The sequence below is a fragment of the Pseudomonas sp. ABa2 genome, from assembly GCF_056676075.1.
The window spans coordinates 1,305,322-1,321,042 of record NZ_CM155239.1; the positions used below are offsets into that span (position 1 = coordinate 1,305,322).

At 68.9% G+C, this 15,721-nt stretch carries 19 protein-coding genes; 9 read left to right on the forward strand and 10 right to left on the reverse strand.

Going from position 1 to position 15,721, the window contains the following annotated elements; genetic code table 11:
• Positions 1-4: 4 nt before the first annotated feature.
• The 7 genes from AC1G9C_RS06275 to AC1G9C_RS06305 form a co-directional block, all read right to left on the reverse strand.
• The gene (locus AC1G9C_RS06275; RefSeq protein WP_021442480.1) at positions 5-898 is read right to left on the reverse strand and encodes an amino acid ABC transporter substrate-binding protein; all 894 of its coding nucleotides are present in this window, start codon (positions 896-898) and stop codon (positions 5-7) included.
• Positions 899-908: 10 nt separating this feature from the next.
• Positions 909-2,237, reverse strand: coding sequence for a putrescine-ornithine antiporter (gene potE / locus AC1G9C_RS06280; RefSeq protein WP_122108732.1), 1,329 nt, complete (start codon positions 2,235-2,237; stop codon positions 909-911).
• Positions 2,238-2,291: 54 nt separating this feature from the next.
• Positions 2,292-2,660, reverse strand: coding sequence for a DUF5064 family protein (locus AC1G9C_RS06285; protein WP_122108731.1), 369 nt, complete (start codon positions 2,658-2,660; stop codon positions 2,292-2,294).
• A gap of 59 nt (positions 2,661-2,719) precedes the next feature.
• Positions 2,720-3,679 carry an HlyD family secretion protein gene (locus tag AC1G9C_RS06290; RefSeq protein WP_457787727.1) on the reverse strand — a complete coding sequence of 320 codons (960 nt, stop codon included), beginning with the start codon at positions 3,677-3,679 and terminating at the stop codon, positions 2,720-2,722.
• A gap of 3 nt (positions 3,680-3,682) precedes the next feature.
• Positions 3,683-4,036: a DUF3302 domain-containing protein gene (locus AC1G9C_RS06295; RefSeq protein WP_480409714.1), complete on the reverse strand. Its 354-nt coding sequence runs from the start codon at positions 4,034-4,036 to the stop codon at positions 3,683-3,685.
• A gap of 74 nt (positions 4,037-4,110) precedes the next feature.
• Entirely contained in the window at positions 4,111-4,782 is a 672-nt protein-coding gene (locus tag AC1G9C_RS06300) for a DUF3313 domain-containing protein (protein ID WP_480409715.1), read from the reverse strand.
• A 164-nt stretch (positions 4,783-4,946) separates the two neighbouring features.
• On the reverse strand, positions 4,947-5,750 hold the full coding sequence (locus AC1G9C_RS06305; protein ID WP_457787724.1) for a SirB1 family protein: 804 nt from the start codon (positions 5,748-5,750) through the stop codon (positions 4,947-4,949).
• A gap of 105 nt (positions 5,751-5,855) precedes the next feature.
• Here AC1G9C_RS06305 and AC1G9C_RS06310 point away from each other — a divergent pair, with 105 nt between their 5' ends.
• The 4 genes from AC1G9C_RS06310 (at position 5,856) to AC1G9C_RS06325 (ending at position 10,207) form a co-directional block, all read left to right on the forward strand.
• Complete coding sequence (locus AC1G9C_RS06310; RefSeq protein ID WP_397498311.1) at positions 5,856-6,878, forward strand: Leu/Phe/Val dehydrogenase; 1,023 nt, start codon at positions 5,856-5,858, stop codon at positions 6,876-6,878.
• 103 nt (positions 6,879-6,981) lie between these two features.
• Positions 6,982-8,070: a pyruvate dehydrogenase (acetyl-transferring) E1 component subunit alpha gene (pdhA, locus tag AC1G9C_RS06315; RefSeq protein WP_480409716.1), complete on the forward strand. Its 1,089-nt coding sequence runs from the start codon at positions 6,982-6,984 to the stop codon at positions 8,068-8,070.
• Between the two features lie 10 nt (positions 8,071-8,080).
• On the forward strand, positions 8,081-9,067 hold the full coding sequence (locus AC1G9C_RS06320; protein WP_480410391.1) for an alpha-ketoacid dehydrogenase subunit beta: 987 nt from the start codon (positions 8,081-8,083) through the stop codon (positions 9,065-9,067).
• 33 nt (positions 9,068-9,100) lie between these two features.
• Positions 9,101-10,207 carry a dihydrolipoamide acetyltransferase family protein gene (locus AC1G9C_RS06325; RefSeq protein WP_480409717.1) on the forward strand — a complete coding sequence of 369 codons (1,107 nt, stop codon included), beginning with the start codon at positions 9,101-9,103 and terminating at the stop codon, positions 10,205-10,207.
• 27 nt (positions 10,208-10,234) lie between these two features.
• On the opposite strand, the gene AC1G9C_RS06330 is transcribed toward AC1G9C_RS06325, so the two are convergent.
• On the reverse strand, positions 10,235-11,101 hold the full coding sequence (locus AC1G9C_RS06330; RefSeq protein ID WP_480409718.1) for an EamA family transporter: 867 nt from the start codon (positions 11,099-11,101) through the stop codon (positions 10,235-10,237).
• A gap of 286 nt (positions 11,102-11,387) precedes the next feature.
• Positions 11,388-11,792: a DUF488 domain-containing protein gene (locus AC1G9C_RS06335; RefSeq protein ID WP_480409719.1), complete on the reverse strand. Its 405-nt coding sequence runs from the start codon at positions 11,790-11,792 to the stop codon at positions 11,388-11,390.
• Between the two features lie 101 nt (positions 11,793-11,893).
• Here AC1G9C_RS06335 and AC1G9C_RS06340 point away from each other — a divergent pair, with 101 nt between their 5' ends.
• Entirely contained in the window at positions 11,894-12,181 is a 288-nt protein-coding gene (locus AC1G9C_RS06340) for a hypothetical protein (RefSeq protein ID WP_480409720.1), read from the forward strand.
• Between the two features lie 178 nt (positions 12,182-12,359).
• Here the strand turns inward: AC1G9C_RS06340 and AC1G9C_RS06345 are convergent, their stop codons facing one another.
• Complete coding sequence (locus tag AC1G9C_RS06345; protein WP_122108721.1) at positions 12,360-12,623, reverse strand: YebG family protein; 264 nt, start codon at positions 12,621-12,623, stop codon at positions 12,360-12,362.
• A 327-nt stretch (positions 12,624-12,950) separates the two neighbouring features.
• Here AC1G9C_RS06345 and AC1G9C_RS06350 point away from each other — a divergent pair, with 327 nt between their 5' ends.
• Genes AC1G9C_RS06350 through AC1G9C_RS06365 form a run of 4 tightly spaced genes read left to right on the forward strand, consistent with a single transcriptional unit; the run spans position 12,951 to position 15,635 of the window.
• Positions 12,951-13,502, forward strand: coding sequence for a TonB-dependent receptor plug domain-containing protein (locus AC1G9C_RS06350; RefSeq protein ID WP_480409721.1), 552 nt, complete (start codon positions 12,951-12,953; stop codon positions 13,500-13,502).
• Positions 13,499-13,795 (forward strand): hypothetical protein, encoded by a 297-nt coding sequence (locus tag AC1G9C_RS06355; RefSeq protein WP_021443557.1) that lies wholly within the window; start codon positions 13,499-13,501, stop codon positions 13,793-13,795. The genes AC1G9C_RS06350 and AC1G9C_RS06355 overlap by 4 nt, the downstream gene beginning before the upstream one ends.
• Complete coding sequence (locus AC1G9C_RS06360; protein ID WP_480409722.1) at positions 13,792-15,315, forward strand: PepSY-associated TM helix domain-containing protein; 1,524 nt, start codon at positions 13,792-13,794, stop codon at positions 15,313-15,315. The genes AC1G9C_RS06355 and AC1G9C_RS06360 overlap by 4 nt, the downstream gene beginning before the upstream one ends.
• Complete coding sequence (locus AC1G9C_RS06365; RefSeq protein WP_480409723.1) at positions 15,315-15,635, forward strand: DUF3325 domain-containing protein; 321 nt, start codon at positions 15,315-15,317, stop codon at positions 15,633-15,635. Before AC1G9C_RS06360 ends, AC1G9C_RS06365 begins: the two co-directional genes overlap by 1 nt.
• Positions 15,636-15,721 lie beyond the last annotated feature (86 nt).

A 15,721-nucleotide genomic window follows, 5' to 3' on the forward strand; every position in this document is an offset into this window, starting at 1 on the left:
GGGCTCAGGGCCGCGAGTTGAGCCGCAACATCAGCCGACTCTGCTCGCTGAGCTCGCCGAAGAACCGGCGGTAGAGCGCCTCGCCATCGCTGGAGCGGTTTAGCCGGCTGAGTGCGGTATCCACCAGCAGGCGGAAGTCTTCGTCGTCTCGGGCCAGCGGCATGGCCACCGCTTCCACTTCGAACAGGCGCTCCGGCACCCACAGCTGTGCACCTTGCGGATGCTGGGCCTGGTAGTTGAGCAGCACCAGGCGGTCGGCGAAGAAGGCGTCGACCCGGCGGCTGACGACCTGCTCGACCCCCTCCCGATTGCTGTCGACCTCGACCAGCTCGGATTGCAGGCCGAGCTGGCGAATGCGCGTGCGCGCCCAGTCGACGCTGATCGTGCCCTTGAGCACGGCGAAGCGGTGGCGGCTCAGCCCGCGGTTGATGGTGGCGCGCCAGGTCGGGCCGCTGTGCGCCGCCTCGCCCTTGAGTGGCAGCAGCAGCGTCGCCGGTGCGTCCTGACGCACCACCACGCCCAGGCCGGCGGTGAAGATCGGCAGCGAGAAGCTGACCTGGCGGCGCCGCTCCAGGCTCTCCACCACGGGCGCGCAGAGGATATCGACGCGCCCGGCGGCCACCGCGTCGAGCATGTCCGTGGTGGTCAGCGGTTGATAGCGCAGGCGTAGCGCCGGCATCGCCAGTTGCTCCTGCACCTGACTGGCGACGCGGCGGCACAGCTCGATGGCATAGCCGTCGGCCTGCTGGGCGTCGCCGTCGGAGAAGGGCGGGTTGCCGGGCACGAAGCCCAGCACCAGCTGGCCGCTGTCGTGGATGCGCTCCAGGGTGGCGGCGCTGGCGATGGCCGGCAACCAGGCACAGAGCAGTAGCAGCCGGACCAGGTAGGGAATAGACATGCCGAGTCTCCTAGGGCCGGCCAAGGCTGTCGAGGGCGCCGACGAAGCGCTTGGCGATGGCGCCGAACAGCAGGTAGCCGACCACCATCACCAGCGCCGCGCCGAACACCGCATCCAGGCCCGAGGCGTACAGGGCGTAGAAGCAGTAGAGCATGGCCACCAGCAGGATCAGGCTGTTGCGGCGAAATACCTGGGGTGTCACCTGGGCCTTGTGCATGATCACCAGCAGGCCGGTCAGCGAGGTGACGTAGGGGATGATGTTGGTCACCGCGGCCAGGCCTACCAGCTTGTTGAACTGGGCGCTGGCGTTGGGCGAGATGGTCGACAGGGCGATCAGGCTTTGCAGCACGCCGCAGAACAGCAGGCCCAGCAGCGGCGCATCGCGCGAGCTGACCCGGGTGAAGAGTTTGGGGAACATGCCCTGTTCGGCGGTGACCTTGGCCGTCTGCGCCAGGGTGAACTGCCAGCCGAGCAGGGAGCCGAGGCAGGCCATCACCGCCAGGGCCATGATGACGTTGCCGACGCCGTCGTTGAACATCCGCGCGTAGACCAGGGCGAAGGGGGCGCTGGAGTTGGCCAGTTCCGGGTTGGGGACTATGCCCTGGATCACACTGGTCGACAGCACGTAGACCACGGCGGCGCCGAGGGTGCCGAGCAGGCAGGCCAGCGGTACGTTGCGCTTGGGATTGTCCACCGCGTCGGAGTTCTGCGCCGCCGACTCCATGCCGAGGAAGGCCCAGAGGGTCAGCGGGATGCTCTGTGCGATGGCGTCGCCCACTTTCAGGTCGTTGGGATTCCAGGCCTCGATGAACAGGCTGGGCTGGAACCAGAACCAGCCGATCAGGCCGAGGCCGGCCACCGGGATGATCACCCCCCAGACGGTCACCGCGCCGAGGCGTCCGGTGAGGCTGGGGCCGCCGAGGTTGGCCAGGATGGTCAGCCAGATCAGGCCGATGGTGCCGAGCACCAGGGCGCCGGCGCTGCTGCCCAGCCAGGGGAAGAAGGGCGTGAGGTAACCGACCGCGGAAATGCCGATGGCCACGTTGCCGATCACCAGCGACAGGAAGTACAGGTAGGAGCAGAGGAAGAACGCGGATTTGCCGTGGGCTTCCTCGCTATAGGCCGACATGCCGCCGGGACGCGGGCAGTAGATGCCGCACTGGGCGAAGCCGTAGGCGATGGCCATGGAGCCGACCGCCGTGACCACCCAGGACAGCAGCGATACCGCGCCGAGCTGGGCCATGCTCGAGGGCAGCATGATGATGCCGGAGCCCATCATGTTGACCGCCACCAGGGTGGTCAGGCCGATCAGGCCCATCTTCTTGCTGGCGTCGGCCATGTTCCGGTCCTCGCGCTGCGCGTGGGTGGGGGGAAACGAGCGCTGGTTAAAGGGTCAGAATCCGTCCTTGTCCAGGTGGTCGAAGTCCACCGGGTCACCGGGGTTGACGTTGAGCTTCTTGCGGATGTCCGCGAACATCGCGTCGTACTCGCCATGGCTGCGCATGATCGGGCTGGCATTGGGCGGCAGCCCCAGCTTCACCGCGGCCTTGGCCAGGCGGCTGGCGAAGTTGAAGGCGGTGTCGCGGTGCATGTCGAACTCCTCGGCAACGCTTTGGCCGGCAACCTGGCCGGACAGCCTGAAGTGCAGCAGCACGCCCTCCTTGGGGTCGTGGCGCACCTCGTAGTAGACGTCGATATCGTAATCGGGGACGCCCGGCATGCCGGGTTGTTTCTTGCGGTTGAGGTGGCCGGGTTCGAACATGATGGACTCCTCTGTGTCATGACGCGACGCCTGTGCCAGGCGCCGCCGGGTTGCGGGCGTCAGTGGAACGGGAAGATGTAGTTCATCCAGGCGGCCATGCGCAGGAGCACCTTGCGCAGGATCGCCACATGGGGGAAGTGTTCGGAGTAGAGCGCCGCCTGACCATAGGCGCCGCCCGGTATCAGCTCCTTGTAGGGTTCGAAGGCCGGGTCGATGATTTCCAGCAACACCGGCACCCGTCCGGCCGGCATGGCGCCGGTGACGCCGATCAGGTGGCCGCCCGGCTGCACCTGGCCCTCGGCGATCACCGGTTGCACCTGCTTGACCCGCGCCTGGAACACCTGGCCGGGCAGGCCGTCGAGGGCGATCTCGGCGGAGTCGCCCAAGGTCAGGCGCAGCTGGCTGTTCTGGCGCATCCAGGCTACGTAGAAATATTCCTCGTGGGGAATGAAGATCGCCGACGGCCGCAGCGGCATCTTCACCGCATAGACGCCGGGGCGCAGCACCACCTGGGTCACGTAGCCGCGCGACGGTGCCCGCACCACCGTGTTGTCCAGCTCGAACTGGGCGATATTGAGCTGCGCCTGCAGATCGTCCACGCGCGCCGTGGTGATATCCACATCGCGCCGGTTGCCCAGATTGCGCCTGGCCAGTTCGCTGGCGCGGAACTGGTCGCCCTTGGCCGAGACCAGCTGGGCCTTGAGCGAGCGCACGCGGTTTTCGAAGGGCAGCGGGTCGATGCGGAAGATCACGTCGCCCTCTTCCAGCAGCTGGTTGCCGCGCACCGGCACCTCGATCACCTGGCCGCTCACCGCCGGCACTATGGGGGTGCTGACGAAATAGCTGCGCGAGACCTCGGAATAGGGGTGGTTGTAGTTCATCAGGAAAATCAGCGTGCCGATCAGCACGATGCCGCCCAGTACCGCGGTGGGCACCGTCCACTTGTTCAGCGGGATCTTGAAGATCTTGAAGATGGCGACGCAGATGGCGGTGTAGGTGAGTATCAGCAGCAGGTCCATGGCTCAGTCCCTCGCCTCCAATGGTGCTTCGGCGGGTGGCTGTTCCAGCGCATCCAGACGGGCCTGGAGCGCTGCCACCTGCTGTTCCAGCTGTTGCAGGCGCGCCGTATCCTCCTTGGCCGTGGTGGCGAAGCCCCAGCCGCGATCCTCGCGGTAGAGCGTCGCCCAGATCCACAGGAAGGGCCAGATCGCATGCAGGGTGAACAGGCTGACCCAGCCCGCCACATGAATGGCGTCCTGCTGGGGGTGGTTGCGATGCACGGCGATCTCGTAGGGAATATCGTGGATCGCGATGATGCCGTAGAACAGCACCACGGCGGCGAAGATCAGTACGCCCAAGGCGAAGTAGTCCAGCATATTGCCTCCCTAATGCAGCTGTTCTGCGTACGGCACCGCCCGGACGATCCGCAGCGGTGCCGGCAGAGCGGTTCTCAACGCTTGGCCTTGAGCTGCTCGACGGACTGGCGCATGTCGTTGGCCCAGACATCGATCACCGGCTTGACGTTGTCGAGGCTGATCACCTGCTCGTCGTTCTCCAGGTCCAGGCCGCTGCCTTTGCGCACCACCTGGGCGACGACGCGGCTGTTCTGCGCGTCGATGACCGCGGCCTCGACGGCGATCTCCACCTGCTGGTCGCGGGTGCCGGCCGCGGTGCTGGCGGCGGCCACTACCAGGGCGATGGGAATGACTTCGTAGGGCTTGAGGCCCTCGGTGGAGGCCGAGACCGCGGTGATGGCCGGGCGCAGCACCAGGGTGCCGGCCGTGGGCGAGTCGGTGAGCGGCATGACCTTGCTCAGCTCGCGGCGCAGCGCGGTGTCGAAGTAGCGAGTGATGCCGTGCAGGGTCTCCTGGGACAGACGGGCGCTGGGTTGCGGCTGCGGGTAGAACTGGCTGGGCTCCAGAAAGAGCTGGTTGTAGCGGGCGATCTGCAGATCCGGGTCGATCCAGCGCGCCACTTTGGCGCCGGACGGCGATTGCTGCTCGCTCAGGCGGCTGTAGTCCTGCAAGAAACCCGAATACTGCTCGGGGGCCACCAGGGTGCTGCTGCAACCGGCAGTGCTCAGAACGGCCGCCAACAGCGACAAACCAAGGAGTCTTTGCATGCTATTTCCCTTCGTGGAGTCATTCGTGCGTTCGTGGTGTTCGCTGCGTTGGCAGAAGGCCGAACAAGCGAAAGTGTAGGCGGGAAATATCCAGTTACACGGGCCGGTCGAAAGATCGTGCGGGGCACTGCAGAACGTTGCGCGGTTTGCCGCTCAGGCGCCGTTCAATGCAGCGCCGGCGCAACGTCCAGCGTGCGCAGGCGCTGGCTCAGCTGCAGGCGCAGGGCGGCGTCGTCGCACAGCAGCAGGGCGCGTTCGAGGTCGTAGCGTTCGCCCTGTGGACAAGCCAGATTGCGGTAGATGTCGGCGCGCGCCAGATGGTCGACCATGCTCGCGGGACCGATCTGCAGCACCCGTTCGGCGTCCTTGAGGGCGGCCAGGTCGTCGTCCTGCTGCAGGTGCAACAGGCGCAGGTTGCGCGACAGGCGCTGCAGCATGGCGCGGGCGTCGGCGCTGTGCAGGTGCGTGGCGCTGAGCGCGACATCCGGGCCTAGCTGGCGGTAGAGCAGTTCGCGGCAGTCGCGGGTATACAGGCGGCGACCGCCGCAGGGGTCGAGCAGGTGATCGGCGCCGGGCACGCGCAACAGGAAATGTCCGGGGAAGTTCACCCCCTGCAGGGGGATGTCCAGGCGCCGAGCCAGCTCCAGGGCGATCAGCGCCAGCAGCAGCGGTTGCCCGCGGCGGCGCCGCAGCACCTCGTGGAGCAGCGCATGGCGGGGGCGGGTGACGCCTTCGTCGTCTTCCTGAAAGTCCAGTTCGGCGAGCCGGCGCAACAGCGGCTGGGCCAGTTCGCGTGCCGGCAGGGCGGGCAGTCCGGCGCTGACCTGCAGCTGCAGACCGTGCAGTTCGCCGAGCACCTGCGCCGGCTGTACTTGCCCATCGTGTTCGGCGGCGACCCACAGCGCCGCCTCGAACGGTTCGGGCGGATCGCGCTCCAGGCACAGCAGGCAGGCTTGGCGTGGGCTCATCGCTATCTCCGGTGACTCCTGCTCTTGTAGCCCTTCGGCCGATCCGCGTCCAGTCTCCGCCCAGCCACCTATACTGAGGCCTAAAGTCAGACCGGGAGCTCGCCCATGTTCAGCATGATGGAAGCCGCCCGCCTCGAGGCCCTGCACCTGGCGCAGGATCCGGCCACTGGCCTCAAGGCCGTCATCGCCATCCACAACACTCGTCTCGGCCCGGCCCTCGGCGGCTGCCGCTACCTGGCCTATCCCGACGAACAGAGCGCCATCCGCGACGCCATTCGCCTGGCCCAGGGCATGAGCTACAAGGCCGCCCTGGCCGGCATCGCCCACGGCGGCGGCAAGGCGGTGATCATCCGTCCACCCCACGTGGCCAACCGCGCGGCGCTGTTCGAGGCCTTCGGCCGCTTTATCGAGACGCTGAACGGGCGCTATATCACCGCCATGGACAGCGGCACTTCCAGCGTCGACATGGATTGCATCGCCCAGCACACCCGCCATGCCACCAGCACCACCAGCGAGGGCGATCCCTCGCCGCATACGGCGCTGGGGGTGTTTGCCGGGATTCGCGCCACTGCCCAGGCGCGCCTTGGCAGCGACGATCTGGAGGGGCTGCGCATCGCCATCCAGGGCCTCGGCAACGTCGGTTTCGCCCTGGCCGAGGAACTGCATGCGGCCGGCGCCGAGCTGCTGGTCAGCGACCTCGACCCCGGCCGGGTGCAGCTGGCGGTGGAGCAGCTCGGCGCCCATCCGGTGGCCAGCGAGGCGCTGCTCACCACCCCCTGCGACATCCTCGCGCCCTGCGGCCTGGGGGGCGTGCTCAACGGCCAGACCGTCGGCCAGCTGCGCTGCGCGGCGGTGGCCGGGGCGGCCAACAACCAGCTGGCCAACCCGGAGATCGCCGACGAGCTGGAGGCACGCGGCATCCTCTACGCGCCGGACTACGTGCTCAACGCCGGTGGGCTGATCTACGTCGCGCTGCGCCATCGCGGCGAGGAGCTGGCGGCGATCACCGCCCATCTGGCGCAGATCAGCCTGCGTCTGACCGAGATCTACGCCCATGCCCAGGCCGACAAGCGCTCCCCGGCGCGGGTCGCCGACAGCCTGGCCGAACGCTTGCTTTACGGGCCCTGAGGGCCCGCTGCGCGCGCCACGCCCACCCGCGTGGCGGCGCATCCGGCCCCAGGCCACCAGCCCGGGGCCAGCAAGGTGTCCACAAGATGCCGAGGAGACTGCCATGTCCGAACAGCCGAAACTGCCGCATACCCGCTACCTTGCCGCTGACGGCACGCCCTGCGCCGAGCTGCCGGCCTGGAGCGACGACTTCGAACTCTTGATCCGCTTGTACCGGCAGATGCTGCTGACCCGCCTGTTCGACCAGAAGGCGGTGGCCCTGCAGCGCACCGGGCGCATCGGCACCTACGCGCCGACCATCGGCCAGGAGGCCATAGGCGTGGCCATCGGCGCGACCATGCGCGCCGACGACGTGCTGGTGCCTTATTACCGCGACACCGCGGTGCAGGTGATGCGCGGTGTGCGCATGGAGGAGATCCTGCTCTACTGGGGCGGCGACGAGCGCGGCAGCGCCTATGTCGACCCGGCGGTGGCCGAGGACTTCCCGCTCTGCGTGCCGATCGCCACCCAGGCCCTGCACGCCTGCGGCGTGGCCAGCGCGTTCAAGATCCGCGGCCAGCACCGCGTCGCCGTCACCACCTGCGGCGACGGCGCCACCAGCAAGGGCGATTTTCTCGAGGCGCTCAACGTCGCCGGCGCCTGGCAGCTGCCGGTGGTGTTCGTGGTCAACAACAACCAGTGGGCCATCTCGGTGCCGCGGCGCATCCAGTGCGGCGCGCCGACCCTGGCGCAGAAGGCGATCGGCGCCGGCTTCCCCGGCGAGCAGGTCGACGGCAACGACGTGCTGGCGGTGTACGACCGGGTGCAGGCGGCGCTGGAGCGGGCGCGCCAGGGCAAGGGGCCGACCCTGATCGAGTGCCTCAGCTACCGCCTGGGCGACCACACCACCGCCGACGACGCCACCCGCTATCGCCCGGCCGAAGAGGTCAAGCAGGCCTGGCGCGAGGAGCCGGTGGCGCGCCTGCAGGCCTTTCTGGTCAGCCAGGGCGTGTGGAATGCGCAGCGCGAGCAGGCCCTGGTCGGCGAGTGCCAGGCCGAGGTGCAGCGCGCGGTGGAGGCCTTCGAGGCGACGCCCATGCCGCCGGCCGAGGCGGCGCTCGAGCATGTCTACGGCCAATGGCCGCAGGCCCTGGCCGAGCAGCGCGAATGGCTGCGCGAGCGCGCCGTGCGGCGGGAGGTGGACCATGAGTGAGAGGCCAGCCATGAGCGAAAAGAAGGTCAGCCTGCTGGAAGCGGTCAACCTGGCCCTGCACCGGGCCATGGCCGAGGACGACAACGTGGTGCTGCTGGGCGAGGACATCGGCGTCAACGGCGGGGTGTTCCGCGCCACCGCCGGGCTGCGCGAGGCGTTCGGCTTCAAGCGGGTGATCGACACGCCGCTGGCCGAGACCATGATCGCCGGGCTCGGCGTCGGCATGGCGGCGCAGGGGCTCAAGCCGGTGCTGGAGATCCAGTTCATGGGGTTTATCTACCCGGCCCTGGATCACCTGATCTGCCACGCCAGCCGCCTGCGCAACCGCACCCGCGGTCGTCTCAGCTGCCCGCTGGTGCTGCGCACGCCGATGGGCGCCGGCATTCGCGCCCCCGAGCACCACAGCGAGAGCACCGAAGCGCTACTGGCGCATATTCCCGGCCTGCGCGTGGTCATCCCCTCGTCGCCGGCGCGCGCCTACGGCCTGCTGCTGGCGGCCATCGACGACCCCGATCCGGTGGTGTTTCTCGAACCCACCCGGCTGTACCGGATGAACCCGCAGCCGCTGGCCGACGACGGCAGACGCCTGCCGCTGGACAGCTGCTTCACCCTGCGCGAGGGCGGCGACCTGACCCTGGTCAGCTGGGGCGCGAGCGTGCACGAGACGCTGCAGGCCGCCGATCGGCTGGCCGAGCGCGGCGTCGCCGCCGAGGTAATCGACGTAGCCTGCGTCAAGCCGCTGGACCTCGACACCCTGGAGGCCTCGGTGCGCAAGACCGGGCGCTGCGTGATCGTCCACGAGGCGCCGAAGAGCTGCGCGGTCGGCGCGGAAATCGCCGCCAGCCTTTACGAGCGCGCGCTACTCGACCTGCAGGCGCCGATCCAGCGGGTCACCGCGCCGGATATTCCGCCGCCGCTGTATCGCCTGGAGCAGCTGTACATCCCTGGCGTCGAGGACATCCTCGCCGCCTGCGAGACGGTGCTGGAGTACGCCTGAAGACGGCCCAGCGAATCGACGGGAGAACGCACGATGAAATATTTCAAACTGCCCGACCTGGGCGAGGGCCTGCAGGAAGCCGAGATCGTCGAGTGGCACGTCAAGGCCGGCGACACGGTCAAGGCCGATCAGTTGCTGGTGTCGGTGGAAACCGCCAAGGCCATAGTCGACATCCCCGCGCCCTATGACGGGGTGCTGGTGAAGACCTTCGGCAAGGAAGGCGACCTCCTGCATGTCGGCGAGCCGCTGGCCGCCTACGAGGGCGAGGCCGACGCCGGCACCGTGGTCGGCCGTCTGGAAGGCGGTGGCGAGGCTGGCGCGGACAACTTCTTCGTCGGCGCTGCGCCGAGCACCCGCGAGCACCTGGCGCCGCGGGCGACGCCGGCGGTGCGGCAGCTGGCGCGTCAGCTCGGCGTCGACCTGGGCGCCGTGCAGGGCAGCGGCGCCGACGGCCTGATCACCCGCGCCGATGTCGAAGGCGCCAGCCAGGGCGCGCGCGAGCGCTTCGGCGGCGAGAAATTGCGTGGCGTGCGGCGCAGCATGGCGCTGAACATGGCCCGCGCGCATGCCGAGGTGGTGCCGGTGGTGATAGTCGGCGACGCCGACCTGCACCGCTGGCGCGAGGCCCGCGACCCGCTGGTGCGCATCGCCCAGGCCATCGCCGTGGCTTGCGCGGCCGAGCCGGTGCTCAACAGCTGGTTCGACGGCAAGGGTCTGTCGATCAAGCGCCATGCCCAGCTCGATCTGGGCATTGCCGTGGACACCCCCGACGGCCTGTTCGTGCCGGTGCTGCGCAACGTCGGCGCGCGCAGCGCCGAGGATCTGAAAGAGGGCGTGGCACGCCTGCGCGCCGACGTGCGCGCACGTTCCATCCCGCCGCAGGAGATGATGGGCGCGACCCTGACCCTGTCCAACTTCGGCACCCTGTTCGGCCGCTACGCCAACCCGGTGGTGGTGCCGCCGCAGGTGGCGATCATCGGCGCCGGCGGCATCCGCGACGAGCCGGTGGCGGTCGATGGCCAGGTGGTGGTGCACCCGATCCTGCCGTTGTCGCTGACCTTCGACCACCGCGCCGTCACCGGCGGCGAGGCGGCGCGCTTTCTCAAGGCGCTGGTCGAGGCGCTGCAACAGCCGGAGTGATGGCCCGGCGTGACGCCGGGCCGAGACCTATCGGCCTTGCGGGGCGAAGCGAAACACCAACGCCAGGCCCAGCAGGATCGCCGCCATGCCGGCCATGGCGCTGGGCGACAGCAGGTTGCCCAGCAGCAGGTAGTCGAGCAGGGCGGTGACCAGCGGCACCAGGTAGAACAGGCTGGTGACGTTGACCAGGTTGCCGGCGCGGATCAGCCGGTACAGCAGCAGCTGCGCGCCCACCGAGATCACCAGGCCCATCCACAGCAGCGGCAGGAGCAGTCCGGCATCGAACTGCACCCGCCATTCCTGGGTCGGCAGCAGCGCCAGGCTGGCCAGCAGGCACAGGCCGTACTGCAGCGGCAGGGCGCGCATGGGCGCCTGGTTCAGACCCTTCTGCGCGATGGCGCCGAGCGTGATGCAGACCAGCGCGGCGAGCGCTAGCAGCACGCCTGCCAGCGGCAGCGAGGCATGCAGCAGGCTGTCGCCGACGATCAGTGCGAGGCCGAGCAGGGCCAGCAGCAGACCGGCCAGGCGCAACGGCGAGGCGCGCCGCTCCAGCAGCATCAGGGTGAGGATCGGCTGCACGCCGAGCAGGGTGGCGAGCACACCGGGTGTGATGCCGCTGTCCAGCGCCAGCAGGTAGCACAGGCTGTAGCCGCCGATCATCAGCAGTCCGGCCCTGGCCGTGGGCCAGCGCAGGCCGCGTTCGGGCAGCCAGGTGCCCGAGTAGGCGGCGATCAGCGCCAGCGCCAGGCAGGCGAGGGCAAAGCGCAGGATCAGAAAGGCGAAGGGCGAGGCGTGATCAAGCCCCAGGCGGGCGAAGATCGCGCCGCCGGACCAGAGCGGCACGAACAGTGCCGTCGAGCCGCAAGCGGCCAGTGAGGTGGTATCGAATCGCATGGTGAAGCACCTGTCGAAAAATCCGCATAAGCCCCGTGCGCGCAGACGCGCCTCGGTCAGACCGATGACAAACGGAGCGCAATGGTCGCGGGGATGGCCCGCTTAGACGCTGGCCGGCGGGGGAGGAGGGGTGCCGGCGCGGCAGACAGGTGGAGGCGCGCAAAGCAGAGCCACAGCGCTGCGCGGGGCGGCGTTGGCGGCAGGGAGATTGCGCGTAAGGGAAGTCATCGAAATAGGCTTCGGTATGACGGGAAAGGCTGCAGGCTAGCTCGGCACCGGGCGTCGGTCAACCGCCGCCGAACTCGCCCTGGTAGCACACCGGCGAACTCGCTGGAGCATGGCGCTCCAACTCGTCTTCGAGAAAGTCCGCCAGCACCCGCGCGTTGTTGTGCGTCTCGTCGCGCGCGGCATAGAGCAGGGTCAGGCGGCCGCTGGCGGCCCAGTGCAGCAGCGCTTGCCAGTGTTCGGGATGGCTGGCCAGTTCCCGCCGGTAGGCGCTGCAGAAGTTCTCGAAATCCTCCGGTCGATGACCGAAGGCCTTGCGCAGCGCGCTGGAGGGCGCCACCTGCGGCAGCCAGGCATCGAGTGGCAGCCGGTCCTTGGCCAGGCCGCGCGGCCACAGACGGTCGACCAGCACGCGGCGGCCATCGTCTGCGCCGGCATCGAGATACACCCGTTTGCACTGGATCATGGCCTGACTCCTCGCACACAGCCTAGTCCACGGCCCTGCGGCAATGCCGCACTTGGCGCCAGCAGGGGGCTGGATTAGCGTGGCGGGCGAGGAGACATGCCATGGACTACTTCATCATCGTCGTCACCACGGCCGCCGGGCTGTATTTCCATTGGTGGCTGTTTCGCCGCATCCGTCAGTGGGGCGACCGCGACCTGGCGCTGTCGTTGGCTGCAGGCAACGAGCCGATGCGCCAGTACATGCTCGAGCAGCTGACCCGCGCGCAGCGCGAGGGTATTCGCCGGCGCGATCTGCCGAACTGGCTGGAGTTTGCCGCGGCGCAGTATCGGGCGAGCGGTGCTGCCAGGGATGGCGATTCATCGTCGGCGGTGCCGCGTACCGACAGCTGAGCGCCGCTGAGGCTATCCGGGGCCACGGAACGCGACAAACCATAACGAGCTTGCCGGATTTCCCGGTGCATGCCGCCAGCGGCCTGGACGGCCCTGCCTGTTCTACTCCAACCCCTTGATGGCTAGTCATGAAAAAAGCCCCGCCACCCAGGTGGGCGGCGGGGCCAGGGGGAGCGCATCACTCGCTGGCGGCGTTGTCGTCGAGCTCGTCGAGGGCATCGGGCTGGCTCTTGAAGGCCTTGGCGAAAATCTCGCGGTTCTTGGCCATGAAGATGCCCAGCTCCTCGCCCTGTTCCTCGCTGAGCGACGGCACCGCCTTGTGCAGCGCCTGGCTGAGGCGCTCGGCCAGTTCCAGCATCTTGTCGTGACGGTCGGCTTCGGCCTTATCCATAAACAAGCGCTCCGGGTCGCGGCTGCTGCGGTACACCACTTCGACGGCCATTCATCACCTCGTCTGCCTTCATGCGTGTCGATCAGTTTTTAACTGGTTATTTGTACAGTTGTGGCGAGCATAAAGAACTCGCTGCCATTTGGCCAGCTTGCCGTGCAGCAATCGCAACGGCGTTCGGGCCTACCCCTGCGACGTGCCGGCACGGTTTGACCTGTTCCCGCGATGATGAACGCATCCAGACCGCCATGGCCAGCCGCTGTCGAGAGCTGGCGCCGGTTGGCGGAGTCGGTCATTTTCACAATTGATATTTCAAATAAAAACACTTCTCACTAATATGTCGCCGCCTTACACCGCCCTCACCTTGCCCAAGGAGTCGCAATGCCTGCCCCTGCTGTCCACCGTTCCCTGACCCGCTCGGTTCGCCTGGCGACCCTGGGGCTGGCGCTGAGCCCGCTGCTGGTGCTGGCCGCGGAGGAGGCCATCGAGCTCGAGGCGCAGAGCGTTGTCGCGCCCCCGCAAGCCGAGCGCGCCAACGGTCCGGTGGCCGGCTACGTGGCGAGCCGCAGCGCCACCGGCACCAAGACCGATACGCCGCTGCTGGAGACGCCGCAGTCGGTCAGCGTGATCACCGCCGACCGCATCCGCGACCTGGGTTCGCTGACCGTGCAGGACGCCCTGCGCTATACCGCCGGTATGCGCGGCGAAACCTACGGCCTGGACAGCCGCGGCGACTGGTCGATGATTCGCGGTAGCGCGCCGAGCATCTTCCTCGACGGCCTGCAGCAGACCTTCGGCAGTTACACCAATACCCGCACCGATCCGTTCACCCTGGTGGGCACCGTGGGCTACACAGCTTCTAGCGCGCCAGGCCGGCGCCCGTCATGCGGGCGCCGGCCCCAGCCCGATCAGCGAACAACGAGCCGACCATGAGCAAGCAACCTTCCCCGACCCCCTGGAGCATCGCCTCGCGAATACTGGCCGCACTGTTCGGCGGTTATGCCCTGGCCTACGGTTTTACCGCGTTCTTCGCCGTCTACCTGCCGCTGGCGCGCGCCGACCGCGTGGTGTTCGCCAGCCTGTTGTGCTTCGCCGTGTGGACCGCCGCGGTGATCTACGTGTTCGCCGCGCGTAGCGCCCTGCGCGCCTGGTCGCTGCCGCTCGGGCTGGCGCTGCTGCTGTGCCTGGCCGCCTTCCTTCCCGCCGAGTTCGGAGCGCGCCCATGAGCCTGCGTCAATCCATGGCCGGTTTGCACACCTGGGGCGGCCTGCTGCCCGGCTGGCTGTTGTTCGTCATCCTGTTCAGCGGCACTGTGGCCTGCTTCGACAAGGAACTGGAGCGCTGGATGCGTCCGGCGCTGCACCAGCCGCAGGAGGCCACGCTGAGCGCCGAGCAGCTGCGCGGCTGGCTGCAGGCCAACGTCGCGGACCGGCTGCATGCCTTCTGGATAGTGCCGCCGAGCGCGCGCGAGCCCTTCTGGCAGCTGGCCTGGGAAGTGGACGGCAGCGAGCGCATCGAGCGCCGCGCCTTCGCCCCGCACAGCCTGCAACCCCTGCCCGAGACGCAGGGCGGCGACTTCTTCTTCAAGCTGCACTACGAGCTGCACGGCGGCATGGCCGGGCGCTACCTGGTCGGCCTGGCCGGCATGTTCATGCTGGTGGCGCTGGTCTCCGGGGTGATCATCCACCGGCGCATCTTCAAGGATTTCTTCACCCTGCGCCCGGCCGCCAACGGCCAGCGCGCCTGGCTGGATGCGCACAACCTGTTCGGCGTCGCCGGCTTGCCCTTCCACCTGGTGCTGGCCTACACCGGCGTGGCGGTCTTCGTCGCCTCCTACATGCCGGCCGGCGCCCAGGTGGCCTACAAGAGCGACATCGGGCACTTCTTCAGCGAGGTGATGGGCGGCTATCACCGCGAGGAGCTGCAGCGTCCGGCACCGACGCCGGTTTCCCTCGATACGCTGATCGACCGGGCGCGCGCCCACTGGCAGGGCGGCGAGCCGGGGCGGATCAGCGTGCATCACCCGCACGATGCCGCAGCGGTGGTGGAGATCCGTCGCGGCGACCGCTCACGAATCGCCATCCCGGCCGACACCCTCAGCTTCGACGCGAGCAGCGGCGAGTTGCTCCACGTCCAGCGCGCGCCGGCCGGCTACGGCACTTACCTGTGGCTGGTCGGCCTGCACATGGCGCAGTTCGGCGGCGCCCTGGTGCGTGCGCTCTACCTGCTGCTGGGCTTGGCCGGCTGCGCCATGCTGGTGGCCGGCAGCCGGGTCTGGCTGAGCAAGCGCGCGGCCCGCGGCGGGCCTGGCATCGGCCTGGTGCGGGCGCTCAACGGCGCGGTGTTCGCCGGCCTGCCGCTGGCCAGCCTGACGCTGCTGTGGGGCAATCGGCTGCTGCCGGACGACCTCGCGGCGCGGGCCAGCGCCGAGGCCTGGGTGTTCGTCGCCAGCTGGGCGCTGCTGGCGTTGTGGGCAGTGTGGCAGCGCCACAGCCCGCAGCTGCTGCGCCGGCAACTGCGCCTCGGCGCGCTGCTGGCGCTCGGCCTGCCGCTGCTGTCGGTGCTGCTCGCGCCGCAGGGCCATCTGCTGGCCAGCCTGGCGCGCGGCGACTGGGCACTGGCCGGGGTCGACGCCGTCCTGCTGTTCGCCGGCCTGCTCTGCGCCCTGTGCGCCTGGCGCCTGGGCGCGCAGCCGCAGGCCAGGCCGGTGCGCGCGCCGCGCGAGCCGGCCGCGGAGGCGCTGTGATGTTGCTCGCCTTCGCCCTGGCCTATCTCGGCATGCTCGCCCTGTGCCTGGCCATGCCGCGCCACCACAAAGCGCTGCTCGGCGGCGAGCCGGGGCGCGCGCGTCAACACGGCCTGCGCCTGGCTGCGGCATCCTGCTGCGGCCTCGCCCTGGGGTTGTGCAGCCTGCGCCAGGGCGGCGAGATCGGCGCGCTATTGTGGCTGTGCCAGCTGATGCTCGCCGCCTTGCTGCTGGTCGCCCTGCTGGCCTGGCGTCAGCGCTGGGCGCTGCCGGCCGCCCCGCCGCTGCTGGTCGCCGGGGGGCTCGGCTGGCTGCTGTAGCCGCCCTGCGGCAATCTGCGCCTGTGCCTTTTGCGCGTCCGCCGGCATCATCCTGAGGCTGGTGTTTTTCCTGCATGCACGAAGCC

What these genes read in the sequence shown, in the direction of transcription:
- AC1G9C_RS06300 (WP_480409715.1), bottom strand. Translation starts at nt 4,782, where the DNA reads ATGCAAAGACTCCTTGGTTTGTCGCTGTTGGCGGCCGTTCTGAGCACT.
- AC1G9C_RS06350 (WP_480409721.1), top strand. Translation starts at nt 12,951, where the DNA reads ATGCCTGCCCCTGCTGTCCACCGTTCCCTGACCCGCTCGGTTCGCCTG.
- AC1G9C_RS06290 (WP_457787727.1), bottom strand. Translation starts at nt 3,679, where the DNA reads ATGGACCTGCTGCTGATACTCACCTACACCGCCATCTGCGTCGCCATC.
- AC1G9C_RS06310 (WP_397498311.1), top strand. Translation starts at nt 5,856, where the DNA reads ATGTTCAGCATGATGGAAGCCGCCCGCCTCGAGGCCCTGCACCTGGCG.
- AC1G9C_RS06305 (WP_457787724.1), bottom strand. Translation starts at nt 5,750, where the DNA reads ATGAGCCCACGCCAAGCCTGCCTGCTGTGCCTGGAGCGCGATCCGCCC.
- AC1G9C_RS06295 (WP_480409714.1), bottom strand. Translation starts at nt 4,036, where the DNA reads ATGCTGGACTACTTCGCCTTGGGCGTACTGATCTTCGCCGCCGTGGTG.
- AC1G9C_RS06360 (WP_480409722.1), top strand. Translation starts at nt 13,792, where the DNA reads ATGAGCCTGCGTCAATCCATGGCCGGTTTGCACACCTGGGGCGGCCTG.
- AC1G9C_RS06330 (WP_480409718.1), bottom strand. Translation starts at nt 11,101, where the DNA reads ATGCGATTCGATACCACCTCACTGGCCGCTTGCGGCTCGACGGCACTG.
- AC1G9C_RS06320 (WP_480410391.1), top strand. Translation starts at nt 8,081, where the DNA reads ATGAGCGAAAAGAAGGTCAGCCTGCTGGAAGCGGTCAACCTGGCCCTG.
- AC1G9C_RS06285 (WP_122108731.1), bottom strand. Translation starts at nt 2,660, where the DNA reads ATGTTCGAACCCGGCCACCTCAACCGCAAGAAACAACCCGGCATGCCG.
- AC1G9C_RS06345 (WP_122108721.1), bottom strand. Translation starts at nt 12,623, where the DNA reads ATGGCCGTCGAAGTGGTGTACCGCAGCAGCCGCGACCCGGAGCGCTTG.
- AC1G9C_RS06325 (WP_480409717.1), top strand. Translation starts at nt 9,101, where the DNA reads ATGAAATATTTCAAACTGCCCGACCTGGGCGAGGGCCTGCAGGAAGCC.
- AC1G9C_RS06365 (WP_480409723.1), top strand. Translation starts at nt 15,315, where the DNA reads ATGTTGCTCGCCTTCGCCCTGGCCTATCTCGGCATGCTCGCCCTGTGC.
- AC1G9C_RS06355 (WP_021443557.1), top strand. Translation starts at nt 13,499, where the DNA reads ATGAGCAAGCAACCTTCCCCGACCCCCTGGAGCATCGCCTCGCGAATA.
- AC1G9C_RS06340 (WP_480409720.1), top strand. Translation starts at nt 11,894, where the DNA reads ATGGACTACTTCATCATCGTCGTCACCACGGCCGCCGGGCTGTATTTC.
- pdhA (WP_480409716.1), top strand. Translation starts at nt 6,982, where the DNA reads ATGTCCGAACAGCCGAAACTGCCGCATACCCGCTACCTTGCCGCTGAC.
- potE (WP_122108732.1), bottom strand. Translation starts at nt 2,237, where the DNA reads ATGGCCGACGCCAGCAAGAAGATGGGCCTGATCGGCCTGACCACCCTG.
- AC1G9C_RS06275 (WP_021442480.1), bottom strand. Translation starts at nt 898, where the DNA reads ATGTCTATTCCCTACCTGGTCCGGCTGCTACTGCTCTGTGCCTGGTTG.
- AC1G9C_RS06335 (WP_480409719.1), bottom strand. Translation starts at nt 11,792, where the DNA reads ATGATCCAGTGCAAACGGGTGTATCTCGATGCCGGCGCAGACGATGGC.